17 protein-coding genes are annotated in these 24,549 nt (G+C 60.4%); 2 read left to right on the top strand and 15 right to left on the bottom strand.

Going from position 1 to position 24,549, the window contains the following annotated elements; translation table 11 throughout:
- Positions 1 to 188: 188 nt before the first annotated feature.
- From SFLMC1_RS10700 to SFLMC1_RS10655, 10 genes are all read right to left on the bottom strand, one after another.
- Positions 189 to 656 (bottom strand): YfcE family phosphodiesterase, encoded by a 468-nt coding sequence (locus SFLMC1_RS10700; RefSeq protein WP_152074133.1) that lies wholly within the window; start codon positions 654 to 656, stop codon positions 189 to 191.
- Positions 657 to 743: 87 nt separating this feature from the next.
- Positions 744 to 1,460 (bottom strand): LytR/AlgR family response regulator transcription factor, encoded by a 717-nt coding sequence (locus tag SFLMC1_RS10695; RefSeq protein ID WP_118206610.1) that lies wholly within the window; start codon positions 1,458 to 1,460, stop codon positions 744 to 746.
- A 72-nt stretch (positions 1,461 to 1,532) separates the two neighbouring features.
- Complete coding sequence (locus SFLMC1_RS10690; RefSeq protein ID WP_152074134.1) at positions 1,533 to 2,876, bottom strand: histidine kinase; 1,344 nt, start codon at positions 2,874 to 2,876, stop codon at positions 1,533 to 1,535.
- Entirely contained in the window at positions 2,873 to 4,060 is a 1,188-nt protein-coding gene (locus SFLMC1_RS10685; protein ID WP_152074135.1) for a glycosyltransferase, read from the bottom strand. The genes SFLMC1_RS10690 and SFLMC1_RS10685 overlap by 4 nt, the downstream gene beginning before the upstream one ends.
- A 182-nt stretch (positions 4,061 to 4,242) precedes the next feature.
- Positions 4,243 to 5,493, bottom strand: a complete 1,251-nt coding sequence (locus tag SFLMC1_RS10680; RefSeq protein ID WP_152074136.1) for an MFS transporter — start codon at positions 5,491 to 5,493, stop codon at positions 4,243 to 4,245.
- Between the two features lie 101 nt (positions 5,494 to 5,594).
- Entirely contained in the window at positions 5,595 to 6,539 is a 945-nt protein-coding gene (locus SFLMC1_RS10675; protein ID WP_152074137.1) for a zinc dependent phospholipase C family protein, read from the bottom strand.
- A gap of 91 nt (positions 6,540 to 6,630) precedes the next feature.
- On the bottom strand, positions 6,631 to 7,365 hold the full coding sequence (locus SFLMC1_RS10670) for a LytR/AlgR family response regulator transcription factor (RefSeq protein WP_152074138.1): 735 nt from the start codon (positions 7,363 to 7,365) through the stop codon (positions 6,631 to 6,633).
- A 38-nt stretch (positions 7,366 to 7,403) separates the two neighbouring features.
- Positions 7,404 to 8,789 (bottom strand): sensor histidine kinase, encoded by a 1,386-nt coding sequence (locus SFLMC1_RS10665; protein ID WP_226814257.1) that lies wholly within the window; start codon positions 8,787 to 8,789, stop codon positions 7,404 to 7,406.
- A 117-nt stretch (positions 8,790 to 8,906) separates the two neighbouring features.
- Positions 8,907 to 10,184: a metal-dependent hydrolase family protein gene (locus SFLMC1_RS10660; RefSeq protein ID WP_152074140.1), complete on the bottom strand. Its 1,278-nt coding sequence runs from the start codon at positions 10,182 to 10,184 to the stop codon at positions 8,907 to 8,909.
- A gap of 133 nt (positions 10,185 to 10,317) precedes the next feature.
- Positions 10,318 to 11,769 carry an APC family permease gene (locus SFLMC1_RS10655; RefSeq protein ID WP_152074141.1) on the bottom strand — a complete coding sequence of 484 codons (1,452 nt, stop codon included), beginning with the start codon at positions 11,767 to 11,769 and terminating at the stop codon, positions 10,318 to 10,320.
- 564 nt (positions 11,770 to 12,333) lie between these two features.
- Here SFLMC1_RS10655 and SFLMC1_RS11360 point away from each other — a divergent pair.
- On the top strand, positions 12,334 to 13,164 hold the full coding sequence (locus SFLMC1_RS11360) for a C39 family peptidase (protein ID WP_226814258.1): 831 nt from the start codon (positions 12,334 to 12,336) through the stop codon (positions 13,162 to 13,164).
- A 292-nt stretch (positions 13,165 to 13,456) separates the two neighbouring features.
- Here SFLMC1_RS11360 and arcC read toward each other — a convergent pair whose 3' ends face one another.
- The gene (gene arcC / locus SFLMC1_RS10645; RefSeq protein WP_154063942.1) at positions 13,457 to 14,419 is read right to left on the bottom strand and encodes a carbamate kinase; all 963 of its coding nucleotides are present in this window, start codon (positions 14,417 to 14,419) and stop codon (positions 13,457 to 13,459) included.
- A 692-nt stretch (positions 14,420 to 15,111) separates the two neighbouring features.
- Between arcC and SFLMC1_RS10640 the strand changes: the two genes are divergently transcribed.
- Positions 15,112 to 16,473, top strand: coding sequence for an ATP-binding protein (locus SFLMC1_RS10640; RefSeq protein ID WP_152074143.1), 1,362 nt, complete (start codon positions 15,112 to 15,114; stop codon positions 16,471 to 16,473).
- 176 nt (positions 16,474 to 16,649) lie between these two features.
- Here SFLMC1_RS10640 and nifJ read toward each other — a convergent pair whose 3' ends face one another.
- The 4 genes from nifJ to SFLMC1_RS10620 all read right to left on the bottom strand — a co-directional run bounded on the left by nifJ (position 16,650) and on the right by SFLMC1_RS10620 (position 24,329).
- Positions 16,650 to 20,189 (bottom strand): pyruvate:ferredoxin (flavodoxin) oxidoreductase, encoded by a 3,540-nt coding sequence (gene nifJ / locus SFLMC1_RS10635; RefSeq protein ID WP_152074144.1) that lies wholly within the window; start codon positions 20,187 to 20,189, stop codon positions 16,650 to 16,652.
- 451 nt (positions 20,190 to 20,640) lie between these two features.
- Positions 20,641 to 21,579, bottom strand: a complete 939-nt coding sequence (locus SFLMC1_RS10630; protein WP_152074145.1) for an FHA domain-containing protein — start codon at positions 21,577 to 21,579, stop codon at positions 20,641 to 20,643.
- A gap of 3 nt (positions 21,580 to 21,582) precedes the next feature.
- Positions 21,583 to 23,424 carry a serine/threonine protein kinase gene (locus tag SFLMC1_RS10625; RefSeq protein ID WP_152074146.1) on the bottom strand — a complete coding sequence of 614 codons (1,842 nt, stop codon included), beginning with the start codon at positions 23,422 to 23,424 and terminating at the stop codon, positions 21,583 to 21,585.
- Positions 23,421 to 24,329, bottom strand: a complete 909-nt coding sequence (locus SFLMC1_RS10620) for a hypothetical protein (protein WP_152074147.1) — start codon at positions 24,327 to 24,329, stop codon at positions 23,421 to 23,423. Before SFLMC1_RS10620 ends, SFLMC1_RS10625 begins: the two co-directional genes overlap by 4 nt.
- Positions 24,330 to 24,549: the final 220 nt, after the last annotated feature.

Genomic DNA, 24,549 nt, shown 5'->3' with positions numbered 1-24,549 from the left:
CCCGCGCCAGCCGGCCCCGGAGACCCTCCCTGCCGTCACTATGTTCAACCAGTTTTGCGGGCGTGCGCCGCTACGCGGCTAGCCCGCGTGCTCCTCGGCGGGATCGGTCTGATGGATCTTGTTGGGACTCTGCCTTTGGCTCAAACAAAAACGGGAGATGCGATCTGCATCCCCCGTTTTTGTTGCGGTTACTCCAAGTCAATAAATTTGGTGCTCAGGATCTTGCCGTCTTTTACGAGCATTCTGGCCATGGTGGGGCCTCTGGTGCCTCTGGGGTAGCTAGCACTGCCGGGATTGAGGACCAGGCAGCGGCCTACTCGGGCTTCTTTGGTTACGTGGGTGTGACCGTTGATGGCTACGTCTACGGATCCCACGGGCAGGTCTTCGCGGTAGTGGGCTACGGCGAATTTGAGGCCTTCGTAGGTGAAGATGGCCAGACGGTCTACATCCGGGCCGTAGTCGCGGTAGTAGTCGTTGTTTCCTAGGACCGCTCGCACGGGGGCGATGGTGCATAGATGCTCGTAATCCATCTCTGAGGTGAGGTCTCCGGCGTGGATGATCAGATCTGCACCCTTGAGCTCGTCCAGAAGCGCGGGCGAAAGATAGCCGTGGGTGTCCGAGATGATGTCGATGCGTTTGGCGCGTGCACTGTTCATGGGATCCCTTCTGCAAAACCGATTCGACGTATATAAAACCCCACGGCTCCGCAGACAATTGGTCTACAGGGCTGCGGGGCCAGTGCACTAGAGGCTCAGGGCCTTCTTGAGCGGCACAACGCGGCGGCGCGAGACCGGCACGCGTTCGTCGACACCCGTAATGCCCAGTTGGATAGCGCCCGAGGGCACCGTCTCGACATCCGTGACGCACGCCAAGTTGACGATATAGCGGCGATGAACGCGAAAGAAGCCAAAGTCGCAAAGCTTGGCCTCGAACTGCGCCAGCGAAGTCGTCGATAGAAAACGATCATCGATGGTATAGATACAGGAGTAATCGTCCTTGGCCATGATGAAGCGAATGTCATCCACGGGAATGAGGACCTTACGGCCGCCCTTCTCCACCGGAATGCGCTCGATGGTGGCTTTGCTGTCCGTGACGGGCTTGGCGTGCTGCATGACCTTCTCGATCGCGCGATCCAGGCGCGCCTCCTCAACCGGCTTCATGAGGTAATCGACGGCATCTACGTCGAACGCCTCGACGGCATGATCGCTATACGCGGTCACAAACACAATCGCCGGCGGATTCTTAAGCTTATGCAGTGCCTCGGCAAGCTGCAGACCAGAAGCGCCGGGCATCGAGATATCGAGAAATACGACATCGACGCGGCTTTCCATCAACATCTCAATGGCGGAGCGGACGCTCGACGCCTCAGTGATCGTGCCGATCTTGCCCGTCTGCTCGAGCAAGAAGCGAAGTTCCGAACGGGCCGGGGCCTCATCATCCACAATCATCGCACGCAGCATAGGGATTAAACCTTTCGTCAACAAACTACGCTGGGCATCTGCCGCTTGGCGTTGAGCCCATAGCCTTTTATTTTACTCTTGAATGTCAAAGATGCTCTCTGACAAATCAAGATGCAGGAGCACTTTGGTGCCCTTGCCCGGCGCCGATTCGACGCGCGTATAAGAGTGCGGTCCATAAAAGCGATGGATGCGCTCAGAAATATTGTGCATGGCCACGCCGGCGCCGCCGCCTTGCGGGGAACTGGCATCGGGACGGGCGGAGCGATCATCAAACAGCCTGGCGGCGGTGCCCTCGTCCATGCCCACACCGTTGTCGGCCACGGCAATCAGGATTGCGTCGTCGCCGTCTTGATGGACGGTCACGTCGATCCGCAGGGCACCGTCATCGCCCATGCCATGCCGCACGGCGTTCTCGACGATGGGCTGGATTACAAAGGCCGGGACCAACGTGTCCTCGACATCCTCGGAGACATCGAAGGTCGCCAGCACGCGGTCCTCGCCAAAGCGCGCCTTCTCAAACGTCAGGTAGCGCTTGGTCTGGGCAACCTCACGCGAGACCTGGATAAGCGACCCCGAGTTGTCGAGCGTGGCGCGGTAGAACGAGGAGAACTCACGCAGCAGCTCGCGGGCGCGTAGCGGGTCAGTACGCGTAAACGACGCGATGGTGTTGAGTGTGTTGAACAGGAAGTGCGGGTTGATCTGCGCCTGCAGGGCGCGCACCTCGGCACGGGCCGTGAGCTCCTTTTGCACCTCGAGCTCGTGGATGGCGAGCTGCGTGGACAGGATCTCGGCAAAGCCCGAGGCGAGCGCATACTGGGTGCGGTCGACGGCACGCGGGGTCTTGTAGTAGAACTTGAGCGTGCCGACGGTGCGGTCGCCCACCTTGATGGGCGCGATGATACCGGCGGGAACATGGTTGTGTGATCCATCCGAACCCACCACGTCCACCACGCGGTTGAATGACTGAACGATGCCGTGCTCGATAACGTAGCGCGTGGCAAGTGTGTGGATGGGTGAATCGGGCAGCAGCTTTTCCTCGAACTCGCCCGCGCAGGCCAGTACGTTGCTCTCATCGGTGATGACAACGGTCATGGCACGTGTCTCGGGCAAAATGCGCTGGCACACCAGACGCGCCGACTCCTGCGTCAGGCCGCCTTTGATGTCCTCGAGCATGGCAGAGGCCACCGAAAGCGTCTCTTCGGTGTACTGCGAACGCACCGAATCGGGATTGAGCGTCAAAAAGATAAAAATGCACAGTAAGATGCACAGCGGTGCGCAGGCGACCACGGTCGCGATTGGCTCGATTCCAGTCGCCAGGGCAAAAACAAAGTACATCAGCACGAAAATGGCGCAGACAACAGCGATCACGCGAAAGATTGAAATTGAATTATCGCGCTGGGCGCGGCGGTCAATCATTCAGCCCCCTCCAGGATGCTAATCAGTTGTGCGTCGCGCCAAAGTTCGTCCATGATCTTGGGCCAAAAGCTCTGGAAACGCAGATAGCTTGCGGCGTTTTGGCGCGCGTAGGTCTTGGCCTCGTCAATACCGTGGCGCCAAATGCGTAGATACCCCTCGTGCTCGCGGGTAAACAGGCTGCGGACCATGGCGGTCTTGCGCACGCGGTCGTCGAGCTCGCGCGAGATCCACGGACCCGGATAGGGCATGAGTGATGCGGCCGTAACCGGAATGAGCTCCTTTTGGTGCGCAGCGAACGTCAGCTTGGCCCGCTCGTAGTACCAACGGTACACGTCCTGCATAAAGCGCGGCGAGCGCTTCTCGGACTCGGGCGGCAGGTGACGAACGGTCCACTCGTTGTCAAACCATACGTCGTAGCCAAACATGCGCATGTTAAACAGGTAGTCCAGGTCCTCGCCGCGGGTGATAAACGGGTCAAACGCCACACGGGTAAAGGCGCGGGCGTGCAGGGCCATCAGGCCGCCGCACACGTAATTGGAGCGCGAGATGCGGGTGCCCGAGAGTGCCTTTTTCATCCAACGATTAAACTCGATGCGCTTGGTCCACCAACGATGGCAAATGCCTGCTTTGTCCGTGGGAGCCAGCGGCGACCCGTCGCGATCGTAAAAGTATCCGCTCTTGACTAAAATCGGCAGGCCCTGACGCGTCTGCTGGCCCAGCGCATAGGTCGCACGCTTCATGAAGTCGGCATCGATGACGGTCTCGTCGTCATCCAAAAACACAACCGCGTCGTGCCCCAGCACCGCCGCGCAGGCAAGACCCATGTTGCGGATGGCGCCGTAGCCGCGCAGGCTCACGCACTCGCCCGAGCCTTTGGGCGCAATCTGTGCCACGCGGTCGGCAACACGCGAAGCCTGAGTATTGGTAACGATGGTGACCTTGAGTGTGGGATGCGCATGAACGATTTCGTGCACGCGATAGGATACGTCGGCCGTGGCGGAAACCGGACAGACCACCAAGAGAATGATGCGCGGAATGTCGCGCACCTGCTCGAGCGAAGTCAGGCAGCGATCGAGTTCCGGGTTGGCGGCATTGAGCGACGTCGAGTGATCGTAGGTGCCGAGAGCGTTTGCTTGGATATCATCGCCCGCCCAATATGTTGGGATCACAACCGTGGCGTTCAAACCTTTACCCTCCTTGCAACACAAAAACGGGGCGCCGCCAAACACAGGCGACGCCCCGCGACCTAGCTGGTTCCATCATACCCACTTGGGCTAAACATTGTTCGGGAGTCAGAATGATTTATGCGGCTACTTCCAAAAGAGTACTGCAGATAGGCACAATTGCTGCACTGAGCCCGGTTGCCTTACGCCGCCGTCTGAGCCATGCGGGACAGACGGACCAGCAGCACAAAGCCAAGCACCAGCAGCACGCCGATGGAAAGGACACCCAGCGACGGGTTGCCGGTCAGCGAGGTGACGACCGACACCAGGAAGGTGCCCATCACGCTTGCGTAGCGGCCAAAGATATCAAAGAAGCCGTAGTACTCGTTGGACTTTTCCTTGGGGATGATGCGGCCAAAATAACTGCGGCTGAGCGCCTGCACGCCACCCTGGAACAAGCCAACCAAAATGGCGAGCACCCAGAACTCAAAGGCAGTCTTGAGGAAAAACGCGGCAAAGAGCACGATGCCCATGTAGGCGGCGACGGCCACCATGATCATGTTGAGCGTGCCCACGCGACCGGCGAGCTTGCCGTAGATGATGGCGGACGGGAAAGCAACGAACTGCGTGACGAGCAGTGCCAGCACCAGCTGGGTCGAATCGATGCCCAAAGCCGAGCCGTAGCTGGTTGCCATGGAGATGACCGTATGGACACCATCGATGTAGAAGAAGAACGCGATCATATACAGAAGGATGGTCTTGTTGCTGGCGATCTCGCGCATGGTATGCCTGACCTCGGAGAACACACCACCCACAATGTGACCGAGACTGTCCTGGGGACCACGCTCGCGACCGTACTTTTGCTTATAGGTACGGATGAGTGGCAAGGTAAAGATGAGCCACCAGGCACCGGTGATGATAAACGACAGGCGCGTCGCCAGCATGGTGGGGATGCCGAGGGTGGGACCGCCCATAATGAGCGCCAGGCAGACGATGAACGGAACGGTGGAGCCGATATAGCCCCAGGCGAAGCCCGAGCTCGACACAGCATCCATACGCTCGTCGGTAGTGATGTCGGGCAGCATGGCGTCGTAGAACGTCATGGACGAGTTGAGGCCGATGGTGCACAGCACGTAGACGGTCAAAAACGCCATCGCGGACATGGGGATGGCCTGCGCAAAGCAAAGCACGAGGCCCGTAAGGAAAAAGCCCATGAAGAACTTGATCTTATTGCCGGCGTAGTCGGCAAGTGCACCCAGAACGGGCATGAGCATGGCGATGACCAGCGAGGCCATCGTCTGCGCGTTGCCCCAGGCAACCACCAGGTCGGCCGAAGAAGCACCGGTGTTGATGGCGTTGAAGTAGATGGGCACCACCGAGGTATTGAGCAGTACGAGGGCCGAGTTGCCCACATCGTACATAACCCAGTTACGCTCGAGCTTGGTGTATTTCATGGACAGGGCCCCTTCGTATTCGCCCGATATGCAGTTAGTTCATCGTACCCCAATTGTCCAGAGGCGCCGGTAAGGATTCGGCAAAGGAGCACGCACGATCCCTACTCCTCGCGGTCGAACTCTTCGTCGGCGTCGAGCACGCGACCACTGTAATTGACGTGGTTGGTCACGGCTTCCATATCGCCGGTCTCGATAAAGCGGGCAACCGTGCACTCGTAATCGAGCAGCGCGCGGTCAAAGACCTCGGGGAAGCTCTCGGTCGAGACTTCATCGGTAAAGGGGTTCTTCCATGCCAAGTGGCCCAGGTTGCCGGTACGCTCGGGCAGCTCGGTCGTCACGCGGTGCGCAAGGCCGTCGAGCAGCGAATAATCGTGCACCAAGCCCTCGAGCAGGGCAATCGCGCGCGCCTTGGCCGAACCGGCCGGCTCGATAGTGCGGTAGAGCATCTGCATGTCCGAGACGGCGCCGGCGTACTCCCCCGCCGGGATGTCGATACCGTACACGCGCCCGGCGACGTAGCTCATCAGCACGCCGGCAACGCGATTGATGCGGTCGGTGGTAACGATCTCGCCCGCCGGCGGATAATCCTCGACCGTTGCCCCATCGCGCTTGAGCTGCAGCATCAGCACATCCAGGTCGCTTTCGAGCACGGCGTGGATTTGGCTGCCCGAAGCCTCGAGCTCAGGGTCGGAATCAACAATGCCAAACTGCTGCTCGTAGACAAAGGGGTGGGCATTGCGGTCGAGCACATAGTGCGACAGCAGGCCCAGCGCAAAGGCGCGACCCAGATTGGCATCGCGCGGTTGCAGGTGCGACACGCCGTCGCGCAGGCACGAGAACTGGCGCGACATGCGCGAGCGGTGCATGACCTGAGCAAGCGACGTACAGTCGGAAATGCGCGGCGTGAGTATGTGGAAGAAAAACGGGTCGGGACCTTGGTTTCCCAGGATAAAGGCGATGCGCTCCTCGTCGGACGTGATAACGCCCTGCGGAAGACGGTCGATGCTTTCCTCGCCAAACAGATGATGCGTAATGAGCGCGGGCATATTGTTCCTTTCGATTTCATTCGATGCCACCCATTATGCCCACCGCGCGGTCATACCAAACCCGCAACGGCAAACGATGGCGCACCGACCCTTACGCTAGCCCCAAGTGCGATTTGACCTCGGCAGCGCGACGGCGTGAAACGGGCACCGTCGAGCTCACACGGTCGAGCCTGAGCTCCATCAGGCCCGTGGAGCCGATCTCGACATTATGCACGTCTTCCAAATTAACCAGATAGCTGCGATGGACGCGGATAAAGCCCTCGGAGGCCAAGCGCCGCTCGAGCGAGGAAATCGACTCATTGATTAGGTATGTTCCCTCGGCGCAGACGGCGTTGCAAAAATCGGCGCGCGCCTCAAAGTAACAGACATCCGCCACGGGAATGAACACCCTTTTGCCCCCGCGATCCACCGTCAGGCGCAAAGGCTGGCGCGGAGCATGGACGACACGGCGAGCACCCAGGGCAGCCTCGATCTTGTCGAGTGCCTTTGACAGGCGGGCATCCTCCACCGGTTTGACGACGTAATCGACCGCATCGAGGTTATAGGCATCGGCCGCATACTCGGCAAATGCCGTCACAAACACCACGACCGGCGGCGTCTTTAGGTTCTGCAGCGTCTCGGCAAGCTCAATTCCCGAGCGACCGGGCATGGTAATGTCTAAAAACAGCACGTCGGGCTTGTTCGACAGAATCAACTCCACAGCTTCGGTGACATTGCCCGCCTCGGCAATCTGACCCACACGCGTGTCCTGTTCCAACAGATAGCGTAGCTCAGCCCTAATGGGAGGCTCGTCATCAACCACCAAGATGTTCCAGCCCTCGGACATATGCGCTTCCCCTCTTTTTCTCTCAATCCAACCGCATGCTACACCGTTAGCGGCGCCGGCTCATGCGGCTCGCCGTTCAACTCAACGATGACCTGCGTTCCCACGCCCTCCTGGGACTTCACGCGCATGCCAGAATCTTCTCCGTAAAAGAAATGGATGCGCTGAAGCACGTTGAAGAGCGCCAGGCCGCAACCTCGCTTGACGGAGCCGTCGGCGGTAATGCTCTCGGGTTCCTCTCGGCGATGCTGCTCAAACAGATGCGCGCAGACTTCTTCGCTCATCCCGATACCGTCATCTTCGACGATGATCTCCAAGCCGTCATCGGTCTCAAAAGCCCTAACACGAATAGAAAGCGGCTCGATCTCGCGCTGCGCATGCTTGATGCAGTTTTCGAGCAACGGCTGCAAGATAAACGGCGGTACCAGGCTGTCGCGCACCTCAAAGTCGATATCGACCGAAACGCGCAGACGGCCGTCGCCATACCGGGCCTGCATAAGATTGATATAACGAGTGCCCTGTTCCACCTCGTGTTTGAGCGTGGTGAGCGTATCGGAGTCAGAAAGCGTCTGACGATAGTAGTTGGAAAAGTCGATCAGCAACGATCGCGCCTTGTCGGGCTCGGTTCGAACGAGCGACACGATCGTGCTAATGGTATTGAATAGAAAATGCGGGTCGACCTGCGACTGCAGGGCGCGAAGCTCAACGCGGGCCGTGAGCTCATCCTGGCGCTCGAGCTCAAAGCTGGCGAGCTGCGTGGAGATGAGATCGGCAAAGCCCGAGGCCAACGCCGTCTGGCGCATATCGATGCTGCTCAGGCGGGGATAGTACAGCTCGAGCGTACCCACGCAATGCCCGCGCACGGCAAGCGGCGCGACAATGCCGGCTCGCAGGCGGGGAAAATAGCCGCCCGTCTCATAGGAGGCGTCACGCGAAAATACACTCTGTTCTCCGGACTCGATCACGTTGAGCGTGGTCTTGAGCACGACCGGGGTGCCGGCAGGACATTTTGCCGAGTCCTCGCCCCAGCTTGCCAGCACCTGTTTGCCGTCGGTAAAGCAGATGGCAGAGGCGATAGTCTCGGACAGGATGATTTTAGAGGCGCCCAGGGCCGCTTCGGGCGTAAGGCCGCGCGACGTATAGGCGAATATTTTTGATGCGATGGCGAGCGTACGGTCGGTTGCGCTCGATGTGAGGTCATCGGGGACCACAAAGACATACGAGAAGAAGAAGCACAGCATGACCAGGCCGGCAATAACGACAACGCCCGGAACGGGATTGGGATTATCGGTTAAATCCCAGATAAGCAGCAGGATAAGCGCCGGAACGACAATACCGAGCAGGATGGCCTGGACCACATGCTGGGCCGTACGAAAGACCTTGGTAGAATTGTAGCTCTTGCCCAGAATCAGCCTGTTTAAATCCACCGTCATCCCCTCTTGTCCGTGGCACCGATAGCAATAAAGAGGGCCGCAAGCGACCCTCTCCATTGCATTATGCAATCAAAAACTGTGTTTTACATCCAGCCATCGACAAACGGTATCTTAGGCGCTGTATTTGTTGGCCTCGCCAAAGGTGCCAGCCTCGACGATCCAGCCGTCCTTCATGATGACGTCCATGTTGTCGGTGTTGAGCACGTGGATGTCGGCGGCGACGTCACCGTTGACGACCAGCAGGTCGGCGCACTTGCCGGCCTCGATGGAACCGGTCTCGTCCTCGATGTGGCACATCTTGGCACCGTTGAGGGTGGCGCAGGTGATAGTCTCGACCGGGGTGAAGCCGATCTTGTCGACGAACTCGTACATCTCCTCGATGGAGCAGGTGCCGTACGGGGTGACGAAGGAGAAGGAGTCGGAGCCGATCGTCATGACGACGCCGCGCTTCTTGGCCTCGCGCAGGCAGTCGTAATTGCGCTGCAGCTCCTTCTCGACCAGGGTGCCCTCGTACTTGTCGTGCAGCTCGGGAACGTAGACGGGCGGATAGGTGGCGTACCAGGTGGGCAGGAAGGCGATTGTCGGGGTGAAGAAGGTGCCCTGCTCGGCCATGAGGTCCATGGTGCGCTCATCGATATCGAAGCCGTGGATCAGCTGCTCGCAGCCAAAGCGGACGGAATCGTAGGCAGCGGCGTGGTTGTTGTAGCAGTGGCTCCACACGGGGATACCGACCATCTTTGCCTCTTCGACCACGGCCTGGATCTCCTCGGAGCAGTAGTGCTGGTCGCGACCGGAGTCCCAGCGCCAGATGCCGCCACCGGTGGCCCAGATCTTGATGGCATCGGGGTTCTCGCGCAGGCGGCGACGGACGGCCTTGCGAAGATCCCAAGGACCGTCGACCTGGTCGCCCCAGGGATGGGATTCCTTATTGAGCTCCTGGGTGCAGTGGTGGGAGTCACCGTGACCGGCAACGCGGCAGAAGCCCAGGCCGGTGGCCAGAACGCGCGGGCCCTTAAAGACGCCCTTGTCGATGCAGTCGCGAACCTGGATACCAAAGCGGCCGATCTCGCAGACAGTGGTGAGGCCGTGGGTGAGGCAGTCGTAGGCCTGCTTGACGGCGACGGCCTGCTTCTCGAGGAGCGGCTGCATAACCCAGTCGGTGTCATCGTCGGTCAAGTTGCCCGAGAAGTGCAGATGGGTGTCGATCAGGCCGGGAAGGACGGTCTTGCCGGCGGCGTCGATAACCTCAACGCCCTCGGGAAGGTCCTGCATAGTGCCGGCGTACTCGATCTTGCCGTTGTCGTCGACGAGAACGAGGGAGTTCTCGACCGGCTCGGCACCGGTACCGTCGATGAGCTTGCCGCCAACGATTGCATACTGAGTGGACATGGTTCCTCCTTATGGATCCATACAGTGGGCGAGGCCGTGTTGGGCCAAGGCCTCACAAAACTACCCAAGTGATGCCGGGTTCGGTGCGCGGAAGGGAGGGTCCCGCGCACCCCCGATCCGCCCCGGCTAGGCGTTACTGTTTGCGGGAATTGGTGAAGGCCATGAGGGCCAGGCCAATAGCTAACCAGCCGATCACGATGCTCCACTCCACCATGTTGAGGGAGGCGGGAGAGAACGGAATCACGAGCAGGCCGATGATGATGGCGCAGGCAGCGATAGCGAGGCCGATGCCAAACTTGCCGCCGGGCACCTCGTAGGGACGAGGCAGGTCAGGCTCGGTAAAGCGCATACGCAGGCAGGCGAGGGCGACCATGCCGCAGGAGAAAATGAAGGCGAGAGCCGACACGTTGGTCAGGGGGATGAGCATGTTCTTGCCCAGGAACGGACCGATGACGGTGATGACGCCCAGAACGACGCAGGCGAGCTTGGGAGCGCCGGACTTGGGGTCGACCTCGGCGAACTTCTCGGGCAGCTGGCCCTTGCGGCCCATGGCGAGCATGATGCGGCTCGTGGCGCCGTAGAAGGAGTTCATCGGGCCCATCGGTCCAAGCGTGGCGATGACGAGCATGGCCAGGTACAGGAGCATGTTGATGCCCTTGAGGCAGGCAAGCGCGGGAACCGGGCTCTTAACAAACTCATGCCAGTCAAGGATGGTGCCGAACGAATAGATACAGACCATGTAGAAGCCGCCGGCGGCCAGCAGGGCCAGGGAGATGATCTTGCCGAACTTGTTCCAGTTGAGGCCCTCGGCTGCTTCCTCAGCCTGCTGAGGAATGGTGTCGAAACCGGCGTAGAAGAACGGAGTCAGAACCAGGACCGACACGATGCCGGCGAACAGGCTGGTACTCTCGGTAGCGGCCTTGCCGCCACCAGCACCGGCGACCTGGGAGAACACAGGCATGGCATTGTCCGGCGAGCCGGTGAACAGCGAGACGCCCATGGCGAGCAGCATGCCGCAGAGCAGAGCCTTGGTCAAGAAGGCCTGGAGCTTGGCGGCCGAGCTGGCACCGCGGAAGTTGAGGAAGATGACGTAGACTGCAAAGCCGAGCGCGATCAGCGTCGGGAACAGGTAAACGTCGGCCCCCAGGATGGTGTAGAGCTTGACGGCGCGCAGCCACTCAAGGCCGGGCAGGCTGCCGAACATCTCGGACACAAGGGTCGAGATGGCGATAGCCTCCCACGGGCACAGGATGCCGTTGCCCAGGGCCAAAAGCCATCCGGTGATGTAGCTCAGCGTACGGCCAAAGCTACGGTCGACATACTCGACGATGCCGCCCGAGATGGGGATAGCAGCCGTGAGCTCACCGAAAACAGCTCCGACGGGCACGAGGAAGATCGCACCCAAGAGGAATGCGATCATAGCGGGAACGGGACCGCCGCCCACGACCATCCAGTCGCCGACCTGCAGAACCCAACCGGTGCCGATGATGGCGCCAAAACCGATGGTGAAGAAGTTCCAAAGCGAAAGCGTTTTCTTCATGCCGCCGTTATCCTCAATTGCAACTTCTGTGTTCTTGTCCGCCATTGTTCCCCTCCTTTCCTTTTTGACGCCCCTTGGCGTCGCCCCTTGTACAGTCCGTCTGACCGCACACTTATAATTCGTGACTTTACAATACGGCCTTGGCGCAGCATGGCCGCCCATGGCTCGACCGAAGGCAGAACTGCAAAACGAGCGGCGCCGTTTTTGGGACGAACGGCACGGTTTGCCGCTCATTGTTGCCGCCCGCCCGACGGGCGCACGCTCATCGGACGCATATAGAGATGTTTTTGAGGCCGTGTGTTTTGCGCCTTTCGTACCGTTTACCGAGCTTTTGACGCGCAGACCCATTTGTTACACATCTTTTTTGTAGGATAGACAGGCTATACATGAGACAAGGCGGTACGAATGGCATACGGATACAACGACGGCGATCAACGGCGACAAAGCGTTCGCCTTGCTGGCCGTACCACGCCGACGCCCAGAAGTGCCACGAGCGGCAATCCGCAACGCCCTCAAGAGCAACCCAGGACTTCGTCTCGGCAGCAGACAAGCAGAACACGGCAGAGTGGCCATCCGAGCACGGGCACAAGCGCACAGCAAGATAGCCGCTTGGGCGCGCGCACTCGACAACGTCAGGCCGAGGTTCCGCAGCTGAGCCACAACGGCGCACGTCAGCCCGGCATCCATATCAGCCGCTTCTTTTCGTATCCCCAAGGCGGACGCGACGGCAAGCCTTACCGCTCGACATCGTACGTGAATGCCCCCGCCCTGCCGGCTCGTCGACTTTGCCTCGCACTGCGCTCTATCCTCACCTGTCTGGTCTTTGTGCTTATGAGCTCCTGTATGTCCCATGGCTCTGCCGGCCTAGAGCCCACCGCCGAGGAAAAGCTGCTCAAGGCCCCCGTCGCGCCCGGTTATTCTTTCGCCTTTTCGACCCCGCGCTCGCAATGGCAAGCCGGAACGATGCCCCATATCTATCAGATCGACCCTGCGTGGTCGGAGCTGCCTTACGCCGGCGGTACCATCCGCCAAAATGCCTGCGGGCCCACGTGCCTCACCATGGTCTATATCTTTAAGACGGGACGCACCGATATGACCCCCGTCGATATGTGCGCGCTTTCCGAGGCGGGCAATTACGCCCCCACCGGTGCAACCGAATGGTCGTTTATGACGAGCGGCGCGTGGCAGTTGGGACTTAACGGAACGGAGCTCCATGACGATCGCGACTCGATGGCTCAGGCGCTGCGTTCGGGAGCGCCCGTCATCGCCGCCGTTCGACCGGGCACCTTTACCAACGTGGGCCACTACATTGTGCTTTACGGTATTGACGACGCCGACCAGATTGAAGTCTTCGATCCCAACTCGGCCAGCCGCAGCGCCCGCCGCTGGGGCGTCGTAGAGGTCCTTAACGAAGTCGAAGCCATGTGGGCCTACTACTAGTCATTGGGCACTCATTGGGGACAGACTTAAATGAGTACCTGGGAAACTGTGCCCCGCTTTGGACACTCATTGTGGGATGCGCTTTCCGCAGTTGATCGGTGCCACTCATTTAAGTCTGTCCCCAATGACCAGCCCGGCTGCCGGCAGGAAAGGAACGTCCCCAAGTGCCGGGTTCCCAAGTGCCGGGTTGAAACAAAAGCCCCGCAGTCGGAGCGGACCGCGGGGCTCATGAAGAGAGGCTAGTTTGTGGGCGCTTTGCTTGGCGCCCACGAGAGAGGCAACAGAGTAGGGACTACTCGTGGATGCGGGTACCGGAGAGGCCAGCCATGGTCTCGGCAGCCTTGTCCAGGGCGCCGATGATGCAGGTGCGGCCCTTGCGCGAACGGGCGAACTTGATGGCAGCGCGGACCTTGGGCTCCATGGAACCCTTGCCGAACTGGCCCTCGTCGGCCAGGCGCTCGGCCTCGTCGGCGGTGAGGTCCTCGAGCTCCTCCTGGTCGGGCTTGCCGAAGTTGATGGCGACATGCTCGACGGCGGTCAGCAGGAACAGAACGTCGGCGTCGCAGTCCTCGGCCAGCAGCTCGCCGCCCAGGTCCTTGTCGATGACGGCGGGAACACCCTTGTAGCAGCCCTTGTTCTCGTAGTCGCGGACGACGGGGATGCCGCCGCCACCGCAGGCGATGACGATGAACTCGTTATCGAGCAGGTTGAGGATGGAGTCGGCCTCGACGATCTTCTTGGGGTCGGGGGAAGCGACGACGCGACGCCAGCCGCGACCGGAATCCTCCACGAAGACCTTGGAAGGATCCTCGGCCATGAACTCGCGGGCCTGCTCCTCGGTGTAGAAGGGGCCGATCGGCTTGGTCGGGGTCTTGAACGCGGGATCATCCGGGTCGCACTCGATCTGGGTGACGACGGTTGCGGCGTGCCAACGCTTATAGCGCTTGTGCATCTCGCGCCCAATGCCCTGCTGCAGGTGATAGCCGATGTAGCCTTGGGACATGGCGCCGCACTCGGGCAGCGGCATCTCGGGGGTGCCGATGGCGTCATGGGCAGCGGCGAAGGCGTTCTGGATCATGCCGACCTGCGGGCCGTTACCGTGGGTGATGATGATCTCGTTGCCCTGCTCGATCAGGCCGAGGAGGGCGTGGGCGGTGTTGCTCACGGCCTCGATCTGCTCGACGGGGTTGTTGCCGAGGGCGTTGCCGCCAAGGGCGACGACAATACGATCGGGCTTGCCAAGAGGCTTAGACATTGCTGGAATCCTTTCTGTAAAAGGCCTACAACCCATTAATAACCCGCGTCCGTGCGATACGCGAGTTTATTAAGGTTTATATTCTCTTTATCGCTCATTTTATTCATTTTGAAAATAGTTGAACGGTGAACGGTCGTTTTTATCCGCTCAGCGTACAGAACCCCAGCTCAGATATGTTTACGCCATTTACGTGCGACTTTATTTAAATGGAGCGAGGATTAGGCTGGATTATGCAAACTATATCTTTGCTAAACACAAAACAGATAGCGCAAAATCTTACTCGCACTATACGAGATTCTATGCACTAATAAGACGAGTATGCACCTCTGCAAAAACATGGCGTTTTTCATCCAACTTAGGGAATAATCAATCGCGTCTCACCCTTCGGCAAACGACTGTGAGTTCGCAGTATGGAATTTTACCGTCGGGTACTGCCTGAACGCTGCTGACGCCCTTTCGCTCCTGCGCGCCTAGGCAACCGAGAACGTCAACGGCGACACTGTCGACTTGGCCACCCTCAGCAACAGCGCCGCACGCCTTTTCGTAAAGTTCCGTGCCGGTTCGGCGGCTTTGAGACCGAAGCAGGCTTTGCTATCTGCCATTTTTTGTATAATTTTGGGCAAATCTATTTGCCAATTTTTGTATGATTAGGGGCAAATCTATTTGCCAATTTTTGTCATTTAGGGGTTTTAATGCTACGCCGTAAGATCACTGACAGGCTTTTGAGCTGGAAGAATAACTCTAATAAGGCCTTGCTTGTTACCGGTGCGCGTCAGATTGGCAAGAGCTATGCGATTCGCGCGTTTGGAAAAGACAACTACGCATCGTATTATGAGGTCAATTTGCTGCTCGATACCGAGGCAAAGGATGTACTTGCTGGCGCCAAGAACGCCATTGACTTTATCAACCGTGTGGCCCTTCTTGCAGACGCACCGCTTGTTGAGGGAGATACCCTTATCTTTGTCGACGAGATTCAGGAGTATCCGCAGATTGTCACGCTTATGAAGGCATTGGTCGAGGACGGGCGCTTTAGCAATGTCTTCTCGGGGTCTATGCTTGGGACCGAGTTTAAGGGAATCCCTTCTTTTCCGGTAGGGTATGTCGAGCACATTGTTATGCGGCCGATGGATTTTGAAGAGTTTTGTTGGGCAAACAGCGTCAGCGAGAATGTGCTTGCAGGAATTCGCAGCTGCCTTGTCGAAAGGCGACCCGTCGAAAACTATATTCATGAGGCGATGCTCAAGAACTTTAGAGCCTATATCGTTTGCGGCGGCATGCCGGAGGTCGTTCAGAACTATATCGATTCGGGTTATTCGCTCGTGAGAACGCGTGAGCTTCAAATTCAGCTAGTCGATCAGTACAAAAGTGATATCTCTAAATATGCATCGACTCGAGCGTTTAACGTTCGCTCGATTTTCGAGCAAATTCCGGTTCAACTTGAGGCGGAGTCTCATCGCTTTGTTGTTTCGTCTCTGGGAGAGGGGGCTCGTCTTCAAAAATACGAGCGGGATTTCCTATGGCTGGTGAACGCGGGCGTTGGATTGATGGTTCCCCAGGTGACGGAGGCACGGAGTCCTCTCAAGAGGACGGAGAAAGCGACAGCTTTTAAACTATACGAGTCTGATACAGGAATGCTCGCATCGCGATATCCCGGCAGCACGGCACGCGCCATCTATCTTGATATGAAAACCCCCAACCTCGGCGGCCTCTACGAGAACGTGGTCGCGCAGGAGCTTGTTGCCCTTGGGGCGGATGCGTGGTACTACCAGACACGCGAAGTCGGCGAAGTTGACTTTGTGGTCGAGGGCACCAGCGGGCATGTTGTCCCGATCGAGGTCAAATCGGGCAAGAAGGTTCGAGCGCATGCGGCCCTCGACCGTCTGATGAGTGTGAGCGAGTACAAAATTCCCGAGGCCGTTGTGTTAAGCCGCGAGAACCTTAGCAACGAGGGCAAGGTCCTGTACGTCCCAATTTATATGACATTCTGTCTCGATGAGTTTATGGAAAAGGACGACCCCAACAACGATTTCTCGTTTGCGCCCATATCTCTCTAGATCATCCAAATCCACAATCCAGTCCCTTCCACGCCCAAAGTAACGCGCCTTTCGCGGCAAAGTCGCGAAACAGCGACCGGGACGAAAGAACCCCCGCCGCACGTAGTGCACAGCGGGGGTTCGTTCATGTCCGAGGACGTCCGCGAAGGTTAGCCCTCAGATCCTGCGGTGGGAGACTAGGCCTCGTTGTACACCGTCTTGAGCTTCAGCAGGTGAGCGTAGCGGTCCATAGCGGCCTGCTCGTTCTCCTTGAAGAGCTCCTCGGCGCGCTCGGGGAAGGAACGCGTCAGCGAAGCGTAACGGGCCTCGTTCATCAGGAACTCCTGATAACCGCCCGCGGGCTCCTTGGAATCGAGCGAGAACTTCTTGCCGGCAGCAGCCTCGGGGTTGAAGCGGAAGAGGTTCCAGTAACCGCACTCGACAGCCTTCTTCATCTCGGCCTGGCAGTTCTGCATGCCGCCCTTCTTGATGGAGTGCATCTCGCAGGGGCTGTAGCCGATGATGAGGGACGGGCCGTCGTAGGCCTCGGCCTCGTGAATGGCCTTGAGGGTCTGAGCCGGGTTGGCGCCCATGGCGACCTGCGCCACGTAGACGTAGCCGTAGCTCATGGCGATCTCGGCCAGGGACTTCTTCTTGGTCACCTTACCGGCAGCGGCGAACTGAGCGACCTGGCCCAGGTTCGAGGCCTTGGAGGCCTGACCACCGGTGTTGGAGTAGACCTCGGTGTCGAAGACGAAGACGTTGACGTTGTGGCCGGAAGCCAGGACGTGGTCCAGGCCACCGAAGCCGATGTCGTAGGCCCAGCCGTCGCCGCCGAAGATCCAGAAGGACTTCTTGGTGAGGTAAGCCTTGTCGGCGAGGATTGCCTTGGAAGCCTCGCAGCCGCACTTCTCGAGCTCGGCAACGTAGGCGGCGGCAGCGGCCTTGGAGGCCTCGACATCGTTGATGGAGTCGAGCCAAGCCTGGCCGGCAGCCTTGATCTCATCAGACGGACCATCGGCAGCGATGATGTCCTGGGTAGCGGCAATCAGCTTGTGCTGAACGGCCTCATAGCCGACGGCCATGCCCAGACCGTGCTCGGCATTGTCCTCGAACAGGGAGTTGTTCCACGCCGGGCCGTGACCGTCCTTGTCCTTGCAGTAAGGAGCGGTGGCAGCGGGGTTGCCCCAAATGGAGGAACAGCCGGTGGCGTTGGAAATGAACATGCGGTCGCCGGCGACCTGGGTCACCAGACGTGCATAGGCGGTCTCGGCACAGCCGGCGCAGGAGCCCGAGAACTCCAGGTAGGGCTGCTTAAACTGGCTGCCCTTGACGTTGGCCGCGATGAGCTCCTTCTTCTCGGAGACGTTCTCGACCATGTAGTCCCAAATGGGCTGCTGGTCTATCTCCTGCTCGGCGGGAACCATCTCGAGGGCACCCTTGGGGCAGACCTTGGCGCAGTTGGTGCAGCCCATGCAGTCGAGCGGGGACACGACGATAGCGAACTTCATGCCCTTGGCCTTGGGGCCCATAGCGTCGAGCATGCGGGTAGCCTCGGGCGCGGCGGCAGCCTCGTCCTCGGTCATCGCGAACGGACGGATGGTGGCATGCGGGCAAACATAGGCGCACTGGTTGCACTGGATGCACTTGGTCTCGTCCCAGTGGGGAACGACGACGGCGACGCCGCGCTTCTCGTATGCGGAGGCGCCCAGCTCAAACTGGCCGTCGGCGCAACCGACGAAGGCGGAAACAGGCAGGCTGTCGCCATCCATGCGATCGATGGGCTCAAGCAGGTTCTTGACCTGCTGGGCGATGGCGGACTTGGTCTCGTCGGAGAGCTCGACGGGGGCGGCATCCTCGGCGGTTGCCCAGTCGGCCGGAACCTCGAACTTACGGAAGGCGGTAGCGCCGGCATCGATGGCCTTGTGGTTGGCGTCGACGATGGCCTGGCCCTTCTTCATGTAGGACTTGGTGGCCGCGTCCTTCATGTACTGCAGGGCGTCCTCGGCGGGCAGGACCTTGGCCAGTGCGAAGAAGGCGGACTGGAGCACCGTGTTGGTGCGCTTGCCCATGCCGACCTTGGCAGCCAGGTCGATAGCATCGATCAGGTAGACGTTGACGTTGTTGTTCGCGATGTAGCGCTTGGCCACGGCGGGCATGTGCTCGGCGAACTCCTCGTCGCTCCACTGGCAGTTGACCAGGAAGGTGCCGCCCGGCTTGACGTCGCGGACCATCTTGAAGCCCTTGACGATGTAGCTGGGATTGTGGCAGGCGACAAAGTCGGCCTTGGTCACGTAGTACGGCGAACGGATCGGGGAATCACCAAAGCGCAGGTGCGAAACGGTGACGCCGCCGGTCTTCTTGGAGTCGTACTGGAAGTAGGCCTGGACGTACTTGTCGGTGTGATCGCCGATGATCTTGATCGAGTTCTTGTTGGCGCCGACGGTACCATCGCCACCCAGACCCCAGAACTTGCACTCGATGGTGCCGGGGGCGGCGGTGTTGGGCGCATCCTCGGCCTCGGGCAGGCTCAGGTTGGTCACGTCATCGACAATGCCGATGGTGAACTCGCGCTTGGGCTCGTCCTTCTTAAGCTCCTCGAAGACAGCGAACGCGGACGCGGGAGGCGTGTCCTTGCTGCCCAGGCCGTAACGGCCGCCGACGACCTTGATGCCCGTCTTGCCGGCCTCGTAGAGAGCGGAGACGACGTCCTGGTAGAGCGGCTCGCCGATGGAACCCGGCTCCTTGGTGCGGTCCATGACGGCGATCTTCTGGACGGTCTCGGGGAGAACGTCGACAAAGTGCTTGATGGAGAACGGACGGAACAGGCGAACCTTGACCAGGCCGACCTTCTCGCCGTGAGCGTTGAGGTAGTCGATAACTTCCTCGAGCACGTCGCAGAAGGAGCCCATGCACACGACGACGCGATCAGCATCGGGAGCGCCGTAGTAGTTGAACAGGCCGTAATCGGTACCGAGTTTCTCGTTGATCTTCTTCATGTAGCCCTCGACGACGGCAGGGAGCTCGTCGTAGACCTTGTTGCAGGCCTCGCGGTTCTGGAAGAAGATGTCGCCGTTCTCGTGGCTGCCGCGGGTATGCGGGTGCTCAGGGTTGAGCGCGTGATCGCGGAAAGCCTGGACGGCGTCCATGTCGCACATCTCGGCCAGATCCTTATAGTCCCACATGGCGACCTTCTGGATCTCGTGGCTGGTGCGGAAGCCATCGAAGAAGTTAAGGAACGGGGTCTTGCCCTCGATGGCGGCAAGGTGAGCCACCGGCGAGAGGTCCATGACCTCCTGGACGTTGCCCTCGGCGAGCATGGCGAAGCCGGTCTGACGACAGGCCATGACGTCGGAGTGGTCGCCAAAAATGTTCAGGGCGTGGGAAGCGACGCAACGCGCGGAGACGTGGAAGACGCCCGGGAGCTGCTCGCCCGCGATCTTGTACATGTTCGGAATCATCAGGAGCAGACCCTGAGAAGCCGTGTAGGTGGTGGTCAGGGCACCGGCGCCCAGCGAACCGTGAACGGTACCGGCTGCACCTGCCTCGGACTCCATCTCGACGACCTTGACCGGGGTGCCGAAGATGTTCTTGCGACCCTGGGCCGCCCACTGGTCGACATGGTCGGCCATCGGGCTGGACGGCGTAATGGGATAGATTCCCGCTACCTCGGTGTACGCATACGAAACATATGCGGCCGCCTCGTTGCCGTCCATAGACTTAAACTTACGCGCCATATACCCCTCTCCTCTCATATAGGTATACAGGCCCCGGCGATCGCCGGGATGTTGGCGAGATGGGATTTTCGTTGTTACTTCCAATCATCTGGCAGGCGGACTCAGCAGCAGGTACATGGCGTGGAGAGAAGGCATGCCGAGGCGAGGAGGGCTGCATGCGCTCCACAGGCCCAGCTACCCGTCTTGCACATGACCGAGCGCCGCAAAGGCCGCATGCCGGATGCTCCCGGGCACGCCCCGGCGATGGGAAGCGCCCGCAACGGAAATCCGCATGCGGGTTCATTGTACCCCGCCGTCAAGTGTAATTTCGGCAAATATAGGTGGGCGGTAAAGGTTTACCCCGGGTGACCGCCAAAGGCCAAAATGGTCCCTCCATCCCCGGGCGACTGGCTCTGACGCGCCAAGGAGTGTCCCCAAGTGCCGGCAGAAAGGGAACGTCCCTAACTGCCGGCTAGAGGGCGCCGAGGAGGATGGCGTAGGTGGTGGATTCGCCGAGTTTGAGCTCGTCGCTGGGGTTGAGCTGGGCGGAGCGGCCGGGCTCTACTTGAATACACACACTCGTGGCCCCGTTTACCACCACGGTGCCGTTAGTGGACGACAGGTCCTCGACAAACCATGCGCCAGACTCGTCGCACCAGATATGAGCATGGCGGGCCGAGACGTCGTCGCCGACGTCGGTGATGTCGCCCTCCCCCGTTGCCAGCGCGCCGATCTCGACGCCTTCCTCACTCGGCTGAATCCAGCGTGGGGCGCTCACCACGTAGCCGTTTTGCACACGCAGCAGTCCCAGCGGATGCGCCGGCGCGACCTCGCGCTCGCCCGCGACCGAAGATGTGCTCAGCGAGCGCGGCGTCGACGTGGCGCCGCCACAGGTCGCATGAGCGTAGTCGATGGCATAGGTCACCGACGAGCGGACATCTGCCGAGCAACCCACGGCGACAAACAGCACCAGGATGGTCTCGGCGCGCTCGGCGGGCATGAGCTCAGCCGCCTGCGACAGGCGCTCGAGCGCATTGCGATAGAGATTCGTGTCCTGATGGCATTCCCCGAGTGCCCGCACCATGGGCTCGCCAGCGGGGCCGCAGACCATATTGGTCACGGCCGCGGCGTCCATAGGATTGCGACGGCGCAGGGCCAGCTGCGACATAATGCGCGCGGCCGAGGTGCCGTAATCGGCAAAATAACGTTCCTGCAGCGTGCCGACAGGCGCGCGCACGATAAAGCGCGAAACCCAGGAGCGATCGGCGGCACGGCTCTGCGGACTACGGCCGTCGGCGAGCGGACGGCTCGAGAGCACCAGGCCGCACAGTTCGATATGGCTCAGGTGCGCTGCGCGCTTAAAGATGTCAAACATTGCCCCGCACGGGGTGAGCTCGGCCTGAGAAGCCATGGCTTAGCCCTCCTTGGTCGCAGAGATAGTGTCGAGTACTTCGGCCGGCCCGCCAAAGGCGCGGGCAGCCGCGGCTCCGCCGGCAAGCGGCGTTGCCATGGGAATTTTCGCACGTCGTGCTGACGCGACGGGAAGCTCAAAGGCAAACCCCATCGCCAGCAAAAACCACGTGAGCGCATAGGTTGCAATTATGGCGGCCACCAGGCCACCCGCCACGGCATGCTGGGAAAACACGGCACATGCGAGTGCGGCCAGAGCCGGAACCTCGCAGGCGGAAAGGGCCAAGACGCCCTGCAGGAATCCCGCACGGCGGTCGCGCGCCAAGGCCCCGGCAGCGATGCCCACCATGCCCGGCGGTGCCAACGCCAGCGCGGCGATCAGGGCCGGCAGCTTCCCGGACCACATAAGCGGTCCCACGACGAGCGTCACATGGGCGCCCGACGCCAACAGCGCCGCTGATACCACGACCGCAGCCCAAAGCACGCCGCATACCGCCGTCGCACCAACCATCACCGCATGCCGGGCTGTGTGCCCCGATACCTCCATCGGGCACGGCATGAGCGGCTCGGCACGAAGCGAGCGGGCGACATTTTGCGCATAGTGGTCGCAAAATGCCGAGAGCGCCGCCTCCACCGCAGCCGGCTCGGGACGATCTCCCTGATGGCAGGACAGGCAGGCCATCACCACATCGAACAGCTGAGCGTCGACAAACGCCAGCGCATCGCGCAGATCCTCGGAATTTGGATCGAGCCCCAGCTGCTGAGCCTGCTCGGCCGCGGCAAGTGCCACATCGGGCTCGCGCCGCAGCAGTTGCGTCAAGTTGCAGCCGGGCGCGTGGGCGCCGACGGGATAATCGGGCAGCGTATCCATCTTGAGGCGATAAGGGCTGGCGATATCGCGCGTCTTTTTGCGCGAGCCCGAAGTACCCGACGCACCCGGCGCCACTTCGTACGGCGCGACACCGGCGATGAGCTCGTAGACCGTACTCGCCGCTGCATAGACATCGATCGCCGGCGACATGCGAAGCATGCGCAGGTCGGGGATATCGTCGGTGAGCATCTCGGGCGGGGCATAGGCCACCGTCGCGCGGCGCAACGTGGCATAGCGCTCGGTAAACGATGCCTTGCCGCCGGTGCCGGCCACCGCAGAGGCGGGCTCGAGCGCCAGCGACGACCCAAAGTCGATCAAGCACAGGTCAAAGGTGCCTTCGGCAAGTTGTCGGTCGAGCGGCAGGCGCGCCGTGCGCACCATAATATTAGCGGGCGAGATATCGCGATGGACGAACCCCTCGCCTACCAAGCCCATGCGGCAGAGCAGATCGAACAGGTCGCGACCCAGGCGCGCCGCCACAAGCGGCGATAGACGCCCGGCATCGTCCACGGCAAGACGCGAGCGCAGGCGAGCGAGCGTCTCGCCCTCGACCCACTCCATGACAATCGCGGGCACGCCGTCGACCTCGCCCCACCCGTATAAGCGGGGAAAGCCCTTAAGGCCCGAAAGGGCACGATGACATTCATATTCTTCGCGAAACGCTGCCTTGAACTTGGCGACCAGCGCCTCGTGGGCGACATCGTCATCAAATTCGTCGCGCGTTGGCAAAATGAGCTGCTTGAGCGCCACGACCTCGCCCTGCACGTTAACGGCACGCGTCACGCGGCCGATGCCGCCGCGGCGCATGGTGGCGTCGTCGGCAAACAGCATCGTAAAACGGCGTAGGTAGGCGGGAAGCTCGTCCGTGCCCAGGGCGACGGCCGGCTCGAACCCGTCGACGCGTGCCAGGCGCAGGCCCACCATGGGATCACGGTTGAGCGACTGGGCTGCCGTAGAAGCGAGGTCGTTCGTCATAGGGCGATCGCCGCCACATTGGTGTTGAAGTTGTTGAGCGCGACGTTATCGTCGCCGTAATGTCCGACCCATTGACACAGGGTTGTGTAGCAACCCCAAAGGTTGGCGAATTGTCGATACCACGTTGACTGGGGAGGAAACGTCTGCCGGCCAAACTCAGCACGGATGACAAACATGTCATTGACCAGGCTGTCGCACGGTCCGGTGTCGCCCGTGGCGTTATAGGTCGACACCACGCTATTGGCGCGGGCGACATAGCCATCGAGTAGGTTATATTTGGTCACGAGCCAACTGTGGATACTCTCCTCCTCGGCAGCCGAGAGGCCACCCGAGCCCGTGTCGCCGCCGTTACCGCCGTCCGTCGAGCCACCACTCGAAGATCCACCGCCAGAGGCGGAGCCCGAACCGGAACCGCCGTCCGAGCCCGCCGAACCGGTGCCAGAACCGGACCCATCCGAGCTGCCGGGCTTACCAGCCTGCTGCGTATCCTGCCCCTTCTGCTGCTCTGCCTTGTTAACGACAGAAGCCACGCTGTTGTTGGAAAGCTTCGCGATGACCTTGGTGTCGGTGAGCATGATGGTTTTGCCGTTTGCCAGCGTAACCTCGTTGGACGCCTGCTCGCCCTCGTCCGCGGGATCGACGCCAAACACGGTGCGCCCGACCATGCTCGCCCACGCATATCCAGTTGTCGTTCCCAAGTCGCTTTTGGCCTTGCGCCCAATATGCAGCTCACGCGCAGCATGCGCCTGTACCATGGACGGCACCGTCATACCATAAGCCGAAACACCGGCTATGACCAGCACGAGCGAGCAAGACAGCAGCACATACGCCCGGGGCGCCAGGCTCAGCCGGCGTCGCATGCGCACCGCGGCGCCATGCTTTGTCTGAGTGCCCCCGGGCCGCATGCGTTCTCCTCCAACAAAAACACGCCGCTTAAAGGCGGCGCATTCTTTCATATCCACATTTGAGTGTATCAGCGAACCCAAGAGGTTGCGCAACGAATGGGCAAATACGAGGTACGAGCGGACCCATCCACGCGATAAGCGGATGAAAAGCAGGTTTGTTGCACAACAAATGCATGAACGCGCGCCCAATTATGAGCGCCCCGTGCGGCAGGCCGACGGG

Origin of the sequence: Collinsella aerofaciens (assembly GCF_901212495.1) — a bacterium.
In the GTDB taxonomy this organism is placed as follows: domain Bacteria; phylum Actinomycetota; class Coriobacteriia; order Coriobacteriales; family Coriobacteriaceae; genus Collinsella; species Collinsella aerofaciens_H.
The sequence above is the reverse complement of the archived record's forward strand: the minus strand, read 5'-3'. Positions and strand labels throughout refer to the sequence as shown.

Excerpts from the sequence above, each read along its gene's own strand:
- nifJ (WP_152074144.1), bottom strand. The coding sequence starts at position 20,189 with ATGGCGCGTAAGTTTAAGTCTATGGACGGCAACGAGGCGGCCGCATAT.
- SFLMC1_RS10655 (WP_152074141.1), bottom strand. The coding sequence starts at position 11,769 with ATGGCGGACAAGAACACAGAAGTTGCAATTGAGGATAACGGCGGCATG.
- SFLMC1_RS10660 (WP_152074140.1), bottom strand. The coding sequence starts at position 10,184 with ATGTCCACTCAGTATGCAATCGTTGGCGGCAAGCTCATCGACGGTACC.
- SFLMC1_RS10670 (WP_152074138.1), bottom strand. The coding sequence starts at position 7,365 with ATGTCCGAGGGCTGGAACATCTTGGTGGTTGATGACGAGCCTCCCATT.
- SFLMC1_RS10625 (WP_152074146.1), bottom strand. The coding sequence starts at position 23,424 with ATGACGAACGACCTCGCTTCTACGGCAGCCCAGTCGCTCAACCGTGAT.
- SFLMC1_RS10620 (WP_152074147.1), bottom strand. The coding sequence starts at position 24,329 with ATGCGGCCCGGGGGCACTCAGACAAAGCATGGCGCCGCGGTGCGCATG.
- SFLMC1_RS10680 (WP_152074136.1), bottom strand. The coding sequence starts at position 5,493 with ATGAAATACACCAAGCTCGAGCGTAACTGGGTTATGTACGATGTGGGC.
- SFLMC1_RS10630 (WP_152074145.1), bottom strand. The coding sequence starts at position 21,579 with ATGGCTTCTCAGGCCGAGCTCACCCCGTGCGGGGCAATGTTTGACATC.
- arcC (WP_154063942.1), bottom strand. The coding sequence starts at position 14,419 with ATGTCTAAGCCTCTTGGCAAGCCCGATCGTATTGTCGTCGCCCTTGGC.
- SFLMC1_RS10640 (WP_152074143.1), top strand. The coding sequence starts at position 15,112 with ATGCTACGCCGTAAGATCACTGACAGGCTTTTGAGCTGGAAGAATAAC.
- SFLMC1_RS10675 (WP_152074137.1), bottom strand. The coding sequence starts at position 6,539 with ATGCCCGCGCTCATTACGCATCATCTGTTTGGCGAGGAAAGCATCGAC.
- SFLMC1_RS10695 (WP_118206610.1), bottom strand. The coding sequence starts at position 1,460 with ATGCTGCGTGCGATGATTGTGGATGATGAGGCCCCGGCCCGTTCGGAA.
- SFLMC1_RS10700 (WP_152074133.1), bottom strand. The coding sequence starts at position 656 with ATGAACAGTGCACGCGCCAAACGCATCGACATCATCTCGGACACCCAC.
- SFLMC1_RS10690 (WP_152074134.1), bottom strand. The coding sequence starts at position 2,876 with ATGATTGACCGCCGCGCCCAGCGCGATAATTCAATTTCAATCTTTCGC.